This window comes from Streptococcus sp. 79 (genome assembly GCF_013277425.1).
Taxonomy (GTDB): Bacteria; Bacillota; Bacilli; order Lactobacillales; family Streptococcaceae; genus Streptococcus; species Streptococcus pseudopneumoniae.
In genome coordinates this window covers 1-9,343 of sequence record NZ_VMMW01000106.1, presented here as the reverse complement: position 1 = coordinate 9,343, position 9,343 = coordinate 1, and the positions used below count along the sequence as shown (strand labels likewise).

Sequence of the window (9,343 nt, the reverse complement as noted above, 5' to 3'; positions counted from 1 at the left end):
TCCCCTCTATACACCCCGACTACTGCATAAATCTTGATGTGTGTGTCTTCGGCTGGTGGGAAGTCTAGGATGATGTCTTCGTACTTGTCATTGAGTGATACGAGGCGTAAGCGTCCGTTTTCGGTATAGATCTTTTTGAAGTAAGAACGGTCTCCGTATGCGATAACTGCCAAATCTCCGTTGTAGGTGGTCAGTCCTTTGTCTACTAAATAGAGAATGTCTCCGTCTTGGTAGTCAGGTTGCATGGAGTCTCCGCTTACCTTAGTCGCAATATCGTGGCGTGGTGGTTGCTCGTCAACCTCTATAGTCTCTCTATCTGTATCGTCGTAATCGAATCCATAGTTAAATCCAGAAGCTGCTGCCGTCTCAGATACAACCTCAACTTGATACAAGCTGATAACTTCCGACACTTCGTTTTTCTTCGTTTCTTCTTCGTTTTGCTCTGTGTACATCTCGCCGTTTGCTTTTTGCCTCTCCAGAAGTTCCTCAGAAGTCCGTAGGACGATTTTTTTATTATCTGGGGTTAATTGTACCACCTTGTCCGTTATCTGCTGTGTGAGCAAATCTGGGGACGCTGTGGGGGTGTCTGCTTTACGAATAGGTGGAAATAAATCGTCAATAGTTACGCTGAGAGCAGAGGATATTTTAAACAAAGTATTCTTTTTAGGAGTACGGAAACCTTTTTCATAGTTTGCTATAGTTGTATCACCCATATCCACTAAAGTAGCTAATTCTTTTTGCGTCAATCCGCGCTGTAATCGATATTCTTTTATTTTTGTTCCGATGTATATAGCTAATTCTTTGTCAGTCATATATTTCTCCTGAGTGTTTTATTAAGTAGATTATAACAAAATATTCACGGAAAGAAAAGTTTTTTTGTTTTTTCGCAAAAAAACTATTGACACTTCACGAAAAGTGAGGTATAATTAAATCATGGTTGAGGTAATCAATCAAATAAATACAGGAGGAAAAGAGATATGCGGAGACGCAAAAAGCCTGAAAAGGCAACAAAAAAAGAGCCATGGCTTGACGGTCCTAAGGCTCTGGTTATCTCAACAGTGATTACAGCCAGTGTTGAGTTAATCAAACACTTCTTGAAATAGAAGTGGGGTGAGCGGGGCGAAAGCCCCAAAGCTCACTATTAGTATAGCATATCTCGAAAGATTTGTCATGAAAGACAAGAAGAAATTTTGGAATGTGGTCTGCTGGATGCTAACCGGTTTTATCTGGGTGTACTTCATCTGGAAATGGTTTTTTTAAAATGAATAGGAGGTGATTATGGTTTGCAAATTCTTTTATATAAACTGAGGAAGGAAAAGAATATTTCTCAGAAAGAAATGGCAGATGTTATTGGAAAAAGCGAGAATAGCTATCGCAACAAAGAATTAGGTAAACAAGATTTTAAACTGAGTGAAATGTTCAAAATCGCCCATTATTTCGGTAAAGAATTGGGCGATATATTCACACCCCAGACTTCACGAAAAGTGAAATAAAACACCTAACATCAAAGAAGGTCAAACTTTTTCAAAATCGATAGAATAATTCTATCAAAACTGTTGACAAGTACCAACAGTTTTGAAAAGACCTATTAGTAGAAAGGAAGAAGTCGATGTATGGAGCGAAAATGAGGGAGCTGAGAACGGCTCAAAAGCTGGGCTTGCGTGAGCTTGCCAAGCGAACCTTGATAGACTACACGACCTTGTCACGGATCGAGAACGACCTGAAGGCGGTGACGCTGTCGCAGGCGGTGGTCATTGCCAAGGCGCTAGGGTGTAGGGTAGAAGATATGTTGTAGGAGGAAATACTATGAACAACGCAGCGCAAAAAGTAACACGGATTGACAGAGATGCCTGGGAGATCGCTACGGAGCTGGCGAACGAATACGGCGTATCTATTTGTCACATCATCAGCGAGAGCGTCCGCTACTGTGCAGAGAATGCCGAATTTAAGGAGATGGACGTTGTCGTTAAACGATTGGTAGTCGGCAGTAAGGTGCTGGAGTAGGAGGGGAAGATGGAAGTTTTTCTTTATGTGGTCATTGTATCAGCTATTACTTCATTTTTGGTGACGGTAATGCTATTGCGAGGATATTCGAATAGATTGACCGAAATGCTTGAGAATTTTTTTGACAATGAATTGCAAGCACGAAAAGAGATACAAAAACTTACTTTAGATACAATGGATAGAATTGCTAACAAAAAATAGAACAAAAAAATTCACTAATAGGAGGGGAAGAGATGAATGCAAATGTAAATGTATTTTATGAATTAACTTGTAAAGACTTGAACGAAGCGATTGACGCAAAAAATAAAATCATCGCCAATACACTTGACGATGAAACTGTTGAGATAAAAATTGAATTCTTACGTGATGTTTGAACTGTAAAATCGCTGGGAGATGGTTCTATCGTAGATCGCGTAATAGAGCCATGGTCGATTGTCTGATAGCTGTAGCTGGAGAATCGCTTTTATTGCTCTCGTTTACAGTGTAGAACATTGCAGATGCCAATGTAGCATCAAGTACAAACTTGTCTATATATTTGTGTTTCTTGCTATCGGAGTAAGTAATTGTCAGTGTAATTCGACCTTTATAATCTGGGTCTATTGATGATGTAAATTTTTGTCCTGGGGCAATCATATTTCCGATAAGTGAGTTGAAGCGGTGTACAGAATTCAATGGATCCAATTCGCCATCTATCTGAATATTATCTATATATGCTGGAGTTTGGCCAAAGTTTTTAAAAACAAAGGTACGTTGTTGATTTTTAACTGCATAGACATCTACATAAACATTAATATAAGGCTTTGCCATATCCTCTGTAGCTTTCTTTGTTTGCCAGAGTGAAATGGTATTAAAAACAAAACCGATAACTGCAATTATTACTGTGATATAGAGTGTCCAAATCTGGACATTATCATTGGTGATTTGTGGCATTAGATCACTTCCTTTCTGCTTTTATTATAGCAAAAAGGAGAGAAAAATAGAAAGGAGAGGAAGAGATGGCAAATAAGGGATTTAAAAATAGTTACATCGATAGAAAAAAATTAAGTAGTAGTCTTAAAACACTGATGACTCAACAAGCTATTGAAAGAGCAGAGCTTGCTGAGTCTCAGCGTAAGGAACTTGAAGAATTTCTCAAGGATCTGCTTTAATTATAGCAAAATGGGGAGAACAATAGGAAGGAAAGAGATATGAGCAGCCTATCAAAAAATTTACTACCAATTCAAAATTTAGAAATTAAGATAGATAGCGACTCTAGTATTCCACGAGTTATTTTGAACGGGGTTGATTTTCAAACAGAAGATATTTGTCTTCAAGGTATCAAGATAATTTGGGAAACAAAGAAAGATGAAGTGCCAGAGACACTTATTCAGGTTGATTATATAAATAACCGTGAAGCGCCTCATATAGTATCTGTCAAACAGTCGTTTAAAAATACTTTACTTAAATAGCTCTGGCGAGTTTTATTTTCATTATACCAAATTTAGAAAGGAACTTTATGAACGAAATTTTTAATTTTCACGGGCAGGAAGTCCGTACTTTGACAATTGATGACGAGCCTTGGTTTGTCGGGAAGGATGTAGCGGATATCTTAGGATATGCTAAACCTCTGGACGCAATTTCTCGGCACGTTGATGAAGATGACTCCGTGAAATACGGACTCACCGATAATCTAGGACGAACACAAAATACTATTATCATCAACGAATCTGGTCTCTACTCTCTTATCTTATCCAGCAAGTTGCCTCAAGCTAAGGAGTTCAAGCGCTGGGTGACATCAGAGGTCTTGCCAGCTATTCGTAAGCAGGGCGGATTTATTCGCGAGGATTTGGACGAGGATGCTTTTATCGCTCTCTTTACTGGACAGAAGAAATTGCGTGAGCAACAGACTAGCATGTTGGAAGATATCGACTACCTCAAGAGTGAGCAACCGATTCATCCAAGCTATGCTCAGTCGCTCCTGAAGAAGCGTAAGGCTAGGGTTGTGGCTTGCCTGGGTGGCATTGATAGCCCAGCTTATGCGGATAAGATTTTTGCTCAGTCGGTATTTAGACAAGCTGAGATTGACTTTAAAGACCACTTCAACATTAGTCGCTATGACTTGCTACCCAAGAAGCATGCGGATGCCGCTCTAGCTTACTGGATGACGTGGGAGCCAAGCACCAATACCAAGATGAAAATCATGGAACTGAACGCATTTAGTCAAGCGTAGGGAGGGAAAGAAAATGAGACCAAGACGATATCCGTATAGTGGGAAAAGAAAAAAGCAATCTGATAGACAGATCGCTAAGTTAAAAAGAGATATTGATGTAAATCGTACAAATATATCATCTTTAAAATTCGTTATAGAAACTTTAAGTAACCATCAGAATTATCGATAACTTGATAACCTTGAGCAGTTGCTTCTTCGATAATTTCAGTTTTAGACATTTCAAAATCAGATAACTGAATTACTGCGCTAGGTTTATCAGTAGTCGACTCTGAAAAATTAGATAATAGAATATTATCGAGATTTTCCCAGGTTAGTTTCTTAACAACGTGGTTTGGCTTATGGCTAAGCTTACTCATTTTTTGAACCTCCTTTCTGTTAAATTTTTGACTAAAACGGGAGAGATATTAGTCAAGAGTATTATAGCAATTTAGGAGGATATTACATCAGTCTCAAGACCGATATAGGAGGTTAAATGGAAGACAAAATCATCGAACTTGCTGATTACTTCATCAGCGAATCTACAACATACAGAGAAGCTAAAATAGCGTGTGAGAAGCTATTTAGACAAGTCAGCCATGAGATAGAACTCAGAGCGCTGGAAAGTAAAACAGTTTGACAACAACGCAAAAAAGCACCTGACGGCAATCAGGCGCATACTAAAACAATTTAAACCATTATATCACAAAAATGCTTGCCCGCATAGTTGAGAGGATGTAGAAAATGGAAGGTATAACGTTACAATTACGATTAGACGGCGAAAGTGCTGAATTGTTCACAAATCAATTATTGGCTTTTGCTGAAAAGCAGGTCAAGGAGCAGTTAGAGAATGATCGCATGCCAATCAATCAACAGGCTTTGATGGAGAAGTTTGGCTTCACTCATGGCTATATTAAAAAGTTAGAACGTAAAGGATTGAGATTTCGTAAGCAAGGGAAATATATTATGTACGATATTAATGATGTTTATGAGATTTTGGAATTAGAGAAAGAAGTACGAAAATTAAGAGCATAAGGAGAGAGAAGATGAATAATAAAAAAGCATACAAACATAAGATGAAAAAAGAGAATAGACCAGGTTTGCGAAATTTCTTTGAAAGATATGAGCACGAAGATGAAAATCTTAAAAAAATTGTACAAGATTTATCCAACGAGAAATTTAATCCACTTGACAAACCAAATGATTACAACGGTTCATTTGGTCATGATTTTATGTCGATAATGTGGGCAACTTTGCTTATTGATATTTTAAAAAATCTTAGAAAAGAAGTTTCGTCTTCTGCCAGTGATTTAGATTTAAAACTTGGATTTACTAAAGGATATCCGATGGCTAGTATTGTAAATACTCAGACAAAACCAACCAAAAAGAATGTAAAAATACTTAGCAAAATATTTGATAGAATGCATATTCTGTTTCCTGAAGAAACAAAACGAGCAAGAGAAAGAGAAAGCTTAGATAAATACATTGATGTGAATGAAATTTTACAGAGAACATTGTTACTTCATGGATTTAATGAATCCGCTAACGCTCTCAAAAATTATGAGAACGAAATCGATTCAGAACTAGAATCCGATGAACAAACAGAGACTGATAATAGAATTATGTCTAACATCTACGAACTAGTTATAAGTGATACCATTATTCAGTTTAACGAAGATGACACAGTGCTTAGTGTATTGAAGAAAATAAAAGAACAGACAAATTTAAAGTTTGAAGTTTTTGAAACACTGAAAGAAAAAGTTATTTAGGAGATTAAAAAATGTTTGAACCACCGATTTTAGACCAGTTGATGGGTGTTGGAGCTTTGCTGATTGGATTTGCAGGGGCTTGCCGTCATATCAAATTGCAGGAACAACGCAAGGAAGAAGAAAGACGAGAAGAGCAAGAATTTGCGTCTATGATTATCCAAGTGCGTAATCATGCATATGAACGTGGTAGAGAGGACAAATGGCAAGAAATTCGCAAGAATATCCGTAGAGAGTTCAAAGGATTCACATATGACAACGAACCGCCTGTAGGCTTGCGCCCTGAGCCTCTAGCCTTGCCAGAGCCGAAACAGTCTGCAATCAGACTTTTGTAATGATGAGGTCAGGAAATGGAAGAATTGATTGAATCGCTGGATAACCTGATTATGATTGTTAAAGAACTGGAAGGAAGGGAATCAACTTCAAGACATTTTATTACGACATGGGAAAACGATTATAAAAATCTATTACTAGTCAAAGAATACCTAACAGACTATAAAAAACTAGCTAAGGACTATCGTGATGTGGAGCTTAAAAATAAGCTGCTAAAGATTGAAAAAATGGAGCTGGAAGGCAGGTACATCTATGAGGATATGCGAATGAAGTATCGCGCTAACCGTAGGAAGTGGGGTGCTAGGTATGTCTGAAATTAAGTGGATAAAAATCACAACCGATATTTTTGACGATGAAAAGATTTGCCTGATTGATGCCTTGCCTGATCCTGATGCCATCTTAGTGATATGGTTCAAGATTTTGACACTTGCTGGAAAACATAACAGTAATGGTTTGTTGATGATGACTGATAAGGTTCACTATACAGATGAAATGTTAGCTACTATTTTTCGTAGACCATTGAATACAGTAAGAATGGCTATTGGAGTTTTTGAACAGTTTGGGATGATTGAGATTATCGATGGTATTATTAGCTTGCCAAATTGGGAAAAACATCAAAACGTTGACGGAATGGAGAAAATAAAGGAACAGACACGCAACCGTGTAGCCAAATACCGTAAAAAACAGAAAAATCTTGCTCTTGGTAACGGACGGTAACGCACTAGAAGAAGATAAAGATAAGAATAAGAATAGATTAGATAAAGATAAGAATAAGAAAAGAATAACTACTACTACTAGTAGTGGTGGTCAAGAAAATATCTTAGAACTTTTTCAATCTGAATTTCGTAGGCTCTTATCTGGATTTGAAATTGAAGAAATCAACCATCTCCTAAATGAGAATGATGTGGATTTGGTGAAAGAAGCATTGAAGACTGCTATTAACTCAGGAAAGCCGAACATCAAATATATTGGTGGGATTTTAAGAAATTGGCAGATGAACAATGTTACCACTGTTGAACAGGTTCGTCAATCGGAAAAGAAGAACAAGGATAAGAAAGAAGAACAGGAGGCCAAGGACGAATGGGGGTACTAGAACTAATTGAACAATTCGAGATTGACTATTATTCGTTAAGCTACGAGAAGAAAACTCTTTTAGCCAACCAACCAATTCATCAAGTGGTTGCCTGCTTGTCTGAAATGGCTAGCTGGCATGAATGTGGAGGTCGTCTGTCATGGTAGACAATGTGTTTGAGGAGATTGCCTTATCTTATCACAGGAATACAGAACAACAAGATGAGTTTTGCGAAAAGCATAACATTCCTTTGATAAAGATATTGCGGACTGAGAGTGTTGTATGCCGCATGTGTGAATCTGAGCGGATCCATGAGGAGAATCAAGCAAGAGTGAATGAACTGGCCGACGCTGAGAATGAGCGAGAGAGGAAATACTATCTTGAGAAGTTTTCTCTTTATGATGAGGTTTTGAAAAATGCGACTTTGGACAACTTTGAGACACCCACTGAAAAAGAAGCGGAAAAGCTAGCTTTTGCAAAGAGGATTTGTCGTGAGTGGTCTGAGGGGGCTAGGAACAACATCGTGTTACAAGGAGAAGCTGGAACTGGTAAGAGCCATTTGGCCTTTGCGATGGTTAAGGCTCTATCTGAGTACACGAAAGAGATTGCGATTTTTATCAATGTGACGGACTTGTTGATGAAGATTAAAGCTGATTTTAGTCAGGAAGAGTTTCTGGTCAATAAAATTGCCAGTGCCAAGTTTTTGGTCTTGGATGATTTGGGCATGGAAAAGGATAGTGAGTGGTCGTTTACTATCCTCTACAATATCCTGAATAAGCGTTCAAATACAATTATTACCACCAATTTGACTTCTGCTGATATTCAGAAAAGATATGGCAGACCCTTTATGTCCAGACTGATGAAGGGTGTAGATAAAGACCATTTGATGGTTTTCAATGACTTGACAAACAAGCGGAAGCACTATTTTTAGAATGGAGGTAGCTGATGTTTATTTTAAGACATGGAACAAGAGAGGATAAGCCGTTTCTGAGATCCGTGGTTATTGGAGTGACTGGCTTGGACATTTCATGTTCTGAGGAGAAGAAAGCCATGCGGTTTGTTTCTCGTGGGGCAGCTGTACAGGTAGGCAAGGCATTGAGAGGATCTTTTGGGAACTTTTACCCTGTTGAGGTGGAGTGATGTTAGAGCTTTATACTCAATGAAAATCAAAGAGCAAACTAGGAAGCTAGCCGTAGGCAGTACTTGAGTACGGCAAGGCGAAGCTGACGTGGTTTGAATTTGATTTTCGAAGAGTATTACTTCGTCTACAACGGGCACTGCAAGTTTTACCTTGGGACGTTTGACAATGTCGATGATCTCATTGAGCAAATGGAAGATCATCAGTGGGCTTTCTCGGCTATCACTCAGCCAAGGTTTCAGAAGCACATTGGTCAGCGGACGACACGGTTTGACTATGGTGCGAAGGATTGTTACTATTTAGCAACTTTTTCAGGAGGATAAGAAAATGATTGAACTTATTAAAGAATTTGGCATGGCTATTCTATGGCTATTTCTCGGCTACTTAATCGGAGAACGTGCAGCAAGAAAGGACAAGAAAGATGATCAATAATGTTACGTTAGTGGGGCGCTTGACGAAAGACCCTGAATTGAAATATACACCGTCGAATGTGGCGGTTGCGACGTTTACTCTGGCGGTCAATCGGAACTTCAAGGGAGCCAACGGCGAGCGAGAGGCGGACTTCATCAACTGTATGATGTGGCGTAAGCAGGCGGAGCTATTCGCAGAATGGTGCAAGAAGGGCAATCTGGTCGGTGTGACGGGTCGCATCCAGACAAGGAACTATGAGAATCAGGAGGGGCGCAGGGTCTATCTGACTGAGGTGGTCGCAGATGGTTTTGAGCGACTTGAAAAGCGTGATGATACTGCTAACCGTTCGAATATTGAGGAACAGATGCCAGGATACGCCCTTGAGGAAGATGATTTTTCGTTTTAGTGAGAGGATAGAAATATGGTTGGAGTAA

Annotated in this window: 22 protein-coding genes and 1 pseudogene; 20 read left to right on the top strand and 3 right to left on the bottom strand. The window is 38.8% G+C overall.

Translation table 11 applies throughout. The features are described from left to right. Positions 1 to 812 (bottom strand): S24 family peptidase (locus tag HT729_RS11080; protein WP_172930796.1); only part of this gene is annotated, 812 nt, incomplete at its 3' end. Between the two features lie 165 nt (positions 813 to 977). Between HT729_RS11080 and HT729_RS12500 the strand changes: the two genes are divergently transcribed. The 6 genes from HT729_RS12500 (at position 978) to HT729_RS11055 (ending at position 2,378) form a co-directional block, all read left to right on the top strand. Then, positions 978 to 1,103 carry a hypothetical protein gene (locus HT729_RS12500; RefSeq protein WP_007284831.1) on the top strand — a complete coding sequence of 42 codons (126 nt, stop codon included), beginning with the start codon at positions 978 to 980 and terminating at the stop codon, positions 1,101 to 1,103. A 180-nt stretch (positions 1,104 to 1,283) separates the two neighbouring features. Further along, a complete protein-coding gene (locus HT729_RS11075) occupies positions 1,284 to 1,493 on the top strand; it encodes a helix-turn-helix transcriptional regulator (RefSeq protein ID WP_001166514.1) in 210 nt (69 codons plus the stop codon). A gap of 116 nt (positions 1,494 to 1,609) precedes the next feature. After that, entirely contained in the window at positions 1,610 to 1,795 is a 186-nt protein-coding gene (locus HT729_RS11070; RefSeq protein ID WP_000274132.1) for a helix-turn-helix transcriptional regulator, read from the top strand. An 11-nt stretch (positions 1,796 to 1,806) separates the two neighbouring features. After that, on the top strand, positions 1,807 to 2,004 hold the full coding sequence (locus HT729_RS11065; RefSeq protein ID WP_001057655.1) for a hypothetical protein: 198 nt from the start codon (positions 1,807 to 1,809) through the stop codon (positions 2,002 to 2,004). 9 nt (positions 2,005 to 2,013) lie between these two features. Continuing rightward, the gene (locus HT729_RS11060; protein ID WP_000451679.1) at positions 2,014 to 2,205 is read left to right on the top strand and encodes a hypothetical protein; all 192 of its coding nucleotides are present in this window, start codon (positions 2,014 to 2,016) and stop codon (positions 2,203 to 2,205) included. Positions 2,206 to 2,237: 32 nt separating this feature from the next. Then, positions 2,238 to 2,378 carry a hypothetical protein gene (locus HT729_RS11055; protein ID WP_000993373.1) on the top strand — a complete coding sequence of 47 codons (141 nt, stop codon included), beginning with the start codon at positions 2,238 to 2,240 and terminating at the stop codon, positions 2,376 to 2,378. A 25-nt stretch (positions 2,379 to 2,403) separates the two neighbouring features. On the opposite strand, the gene HT729_RS11050 is transcribed toward HT729_RS11055, so the two are convergent. Then, on the bottom strand, positions 2,404 to 2,934 hold the full coding sequence (locus HT729_RS11050; protein WP_001135683.1) for a hypothetical protein: 531 nt from the start codon (positions 2,932 to 2,934) through the stop codon (positions 2,404 to 2,406). Positions 2,935 to 2,999: 65 nt separating this feature from the next. Here HT729_RS11050 and HT729_RS11045 point away from each other — a divergent pair, with 65 nt between their 5' ends. Genes HT729_RS11045 through HT729_RS11035 form a run of 3 tightly spaced genes read left to right on the top strand, consistent with a single transcriptional unit; the run spans position 3,000 to position 4,213 of the window. Continuing rightward, positions 3,000 to 3,152, top strand: coding sequence for a hypothetical protein (locus HT729_RS11045; RefSeq protein WP_001284486.1), 153 nt, complete (start codon positions 3,000 to 3,002; stop codon positions 3,150 to 3,152). Positions 3,153 to 3,191: 39 nt separating this feature from the next. Then, positions 3,192 to 3,452: a hypothetical protein gene (locus HT729_RS11040; protein ID WP_000097024.1), complete on the top strand. Its 261-nt coding sequence runs from the start codon at positions 3,192 to 3,194 to the stop codon at positions 3,450 to 3,452. Between the two features lie 47 nt (positions 3,453 to 3,499). Beyond that, complete coding sequence (locus tag HT729_RS11035) at positions 3,500 to 4,213, top strand: ORF6C domain-containing protein (protein ID WP_050207546.1); 714 nt, start codon at positions 3,500 to 3,502, stop codon at positions 4,211 to 4,213. Positions 4,214 to 4,344: 131 nt separating this feature from the next. On the opposite strand, the gene HT729_RS11030 is transcribed toward HT729_RS11035, so the two are convergent. Continuing rightward, a complete protein-coding gene (locus HT729_RS11030; RefSeq protein ID WP_000040988.1) occupies positions 4,345 to 4,569 on the bottom strand; it encodes a hypothetical protein in 225 nt (74 codons plus the stop codon). A gap of 116 nt (positions 4,570 to 4,685) precedes the next feature. Here HT729_RS11030 and HT729_RS11025 point away from each other — a divergent pair, with 116 nt between their 5' ends. The 11 genes and pseudogenes from HT729_RS11025 (at position 4,686) to ssb (ending at position 9,315) form a co-directional block, all read left to right on the top strand. Continuing rightward, a complete protein-coding gene (locus HT729_RS11025) occupies positions 4,686 to 4,829 on the top strand; it encodes a hypothetical protein (RefSeq protein WP_000389586.1) in 144 nt (47 codons plus the stop codon). Between the two features lie 104 nt (positions 4,830 to 4,933). Beyond that, positions 4,934 to 5,224 (top strand): hypothetical protein, encoded by a 291-nt coding sequence (locus tag HT729_RS11020; protein ID WP_138702333.1) that lies wholly within the window; start codon positions 4,934 to 4,936, stop codon positions 5,222 to 5,224. 11 nt (positions 5,225 to 5,235) lie between these two features. Continuing rightward, the gene (locus tag HT729_RS11015; protein WP_001060361.1) at positions 5,236 to 5,958 is read left to right on the top strand and encodes a hypothetical protein; all 723 of its coding nucleotides are present in this window, start codon (positions 5,236 to 5,238) and stop codon (positions 5,956 to 5,958) included. A gap of 11 nt (positions 5,959 to 5,969) precedes the next feature. Beyond that, positions 5,970 to 6,290, top strand: a complete 321-nt coding sequence (locus tag HT729_RS11010) for a hypothetical protein (protein WP_000462819.1) — start codon at positions 5,970 to 5,972, stop codon at positions 6,288 to 6,290. Positions 6,291 to 6,305: 15 nt separating this feature from the next. After that, positions 6,306 to 6,602 carry a hypothetical protein gene (locus tag HT729_RS11005; protein ID WP_000391808.1) on the top strand — a complete coding sequence of 99 codons (297 nt, stop codon included), beginning with the start codon at positions 6,306 to 6,308 and terminating at the stop codon, positions 6,600 to 6,602. Beyond that, positions 6,595 to 7,381 (top strand): annotated as a pseudogene (locus tag HT729_RS11000) (phage replisome organizer N-terminal domain-containing protein). Before HT729_RS11005 ends, HT729_RS11000 begins: the two are co-directional and overlap by 8 nt. Next, a complete protein-coding gene (locus tag HT729_RS10995) occupies positions 7,369 to 7,527 on the top strand; it encodes a hypothetical protein (RefSeq protein WP_172932020.1) in 159 nt (52 codons plus the stop codon). The pseudogene HT729_RS11000 and the gene HT729_RS10995 overlap by 13 nt, the downstream one beginning before the upstream one ends. Beyond that, positions 7,521 to 8,291 carry an ATP-binding protein gene (locus tag HT729_RS10990; RefSeq protein ID WP_000228207.1) on the top strand — a complete coding sequence of 257 codons (771 nt, stop codon included), beginning with the start codon at positions 7,521 to 7,523 and terminating at the stop codon, positions 8,289 to 8,291. The genes HT729_RS10995 and HT729_RS10990 overlap by 7 nt, the downstream gene beginning before the upstream one ends. A 14-nt stretch (positions 8,292 to 8,305) precedes the next feature. Then, positions 8,306 to 8,500 carry a hypothetical protein gene (locus HT729_RS10985; protein WP_000470343.1) on the top strand — a complete coding sequence of 65 codons (195 nt, stop codon included), beginning with the start codon at positions 8,306 to 8,308 and terminating at the stop codon, positions 8,498 to 8,500. A 102-nt stretch (positions 8,501 to 8,602) separates the two neighbouring features. Beyond that, complete coding sequence (locus tag HT729_RS12280; RefSeq protein WP_319637056.1) at positions 8,603 to 8,821, top strand: hypothetical protein; 219 nt, start codon at positions 8,603 to 8,605, stop codon at positions 8,819 to 8,821. A 98-nt stretch (positions 8,822 to 8,919) separates the two neighbouring features. Continuing rightward, a complete protein-coding gene (gene ssb / locus HT729_RS10980) occupies positions 8,920 to 9,315 on the top strand; it encodes a single-stranded DNA-binding protein (protein ID WP_172932019.1) in 396 nt (131 codons plus the stop codon). Positions 9,316 to 9,343: the final 28 nt, after the last annotated feature.

Bases quoted from the DNA above. Each gene is read 5' to 3' on its own strand.
- HT729_RS12500 (WP_007284831.1), top strand. From the start codon at position 978: ATGCGGAGACGCAAAAAGCCTGAAAAGGCAACAAAAAAAGAGCCATGG.
- HT729_RS11070 (WP_000274132.1), top strand. From the start codon at position 1,610: ATGTATGGAGCGAAAATGAGGGAGCTGAGAACGGCTCAAAAGCTGGGC.
- HT729_RS11065 (WP_001057655.1), top strand. From the start codon at position 1,807: ATGAACAACGCAGCGCAAAAAGTAACACGGATTGACAGAGATGCCTGG.
- HT729_RS11060 (WP_000451679.1), top strand. From the start codon at position 2,014: ATGGAAGTTTTTCTTTATGTGGTCATTGTATCAGCTATTACTTCATTT.
- HT729_RS11055 (WP_000993373.1), top strand. From the start codon at position 2,238: ATGAATGCAAATGTAAATGTATTTTATGAATTAACTTGTAAAGACTTG.
- HT729_RS11050 (WP_001135683.1), bottom strand. From the start codon at position 2,934: ATGCCACAAATCACCAATGATAATGTCCAGATTTGGACACTCTATATC.
- HT729_RS11045 (WP_001284486.1), top strand. From the start codon at position 3,000: ATGGCAAATAAGGGATTTAAAAATAGTTACATCGATAGAAAAAAATTA.
- HT729_RS11040 (WP_000097024.1), top strand. From the start codon at position 3,192: ATGAGCAGCCTATCAAAAAATTTACTACCAATTCAAAATTTAGAAATT.
- HT729_RS11035 (WP_050207546.1), top strand. From the start codon at position 3,500: ATGAACGAAATTTTTAATTTTCACGGGCAGGAAGTCCGTACTTTGACA.
- HT729_RS11030 (WP_000040988.1), bottom strand. From the start codon at position 4,569: ATGAGTAAGCTTAGCCATAAGCCAAACCACGTTGTTAAGAAACTAACC.
- HT729_RS11025 (WP_000389586.1), top strand. From the start codon at position 4,686: ATGGAAGACAAAATCATCGAACTTGCTGATTACTTCATCAGCGAATCT.
- HT729_RS11020 (WP_138702333.1), top strand. From the start codon at position 4,934: ATGGAAGGTATAACGTTACAATTACGATTAGACGGCGAAAGTGCTGAA.
- HT729_RS11015 (WP_001060361.1), top strand. From the start codon at position 5,236: ATGAATAATAAAAAAGCATACAAACATAAGATGAAAAAAGAGAATAGA.
- HT729_RS11010 (WP_000462819.1), top strand. From the start codon at position 5,970: ATGTTTGAACCACCGATTTTAGACCAGTTGATGGGTGTTGGAGCTTTG.
- HT729_RS11005 (WP_000391808.1), top strand. From the start codon at position 6,306: ATGGAAGAATTGATTGAATCGCTGGATAACCTGATTATGATTGTTAAA.
- HT729_RS10995 (WP_172932020.1), top strand. From the start codon at position 7,369: ATGGGGGTACTAGAACTAATTGAACAATTCGAGATTGACTATTATTCG.
- HT729_RS10990 (WP_000228207.1), top strand. From the start codon at position 7,521: ATGGTAGACAATGTGTTTGAGGAGATTGCCTTATCTTATCACAGGAAT.
- HT729_RS10985 (WP_000470343.1), top strand. From the start codon at position 8,306: ATGTTTATTTTAAGACATGGAACAAGAGAGGATAAGCCGTTTCTGAGA.
- ssb (WP_172932019.1), top strand. From the start codon at position 8,920: ATGATCAATAATGTTACGTTAGTGGGGCGCTTGACGAAAGACCCTGAA.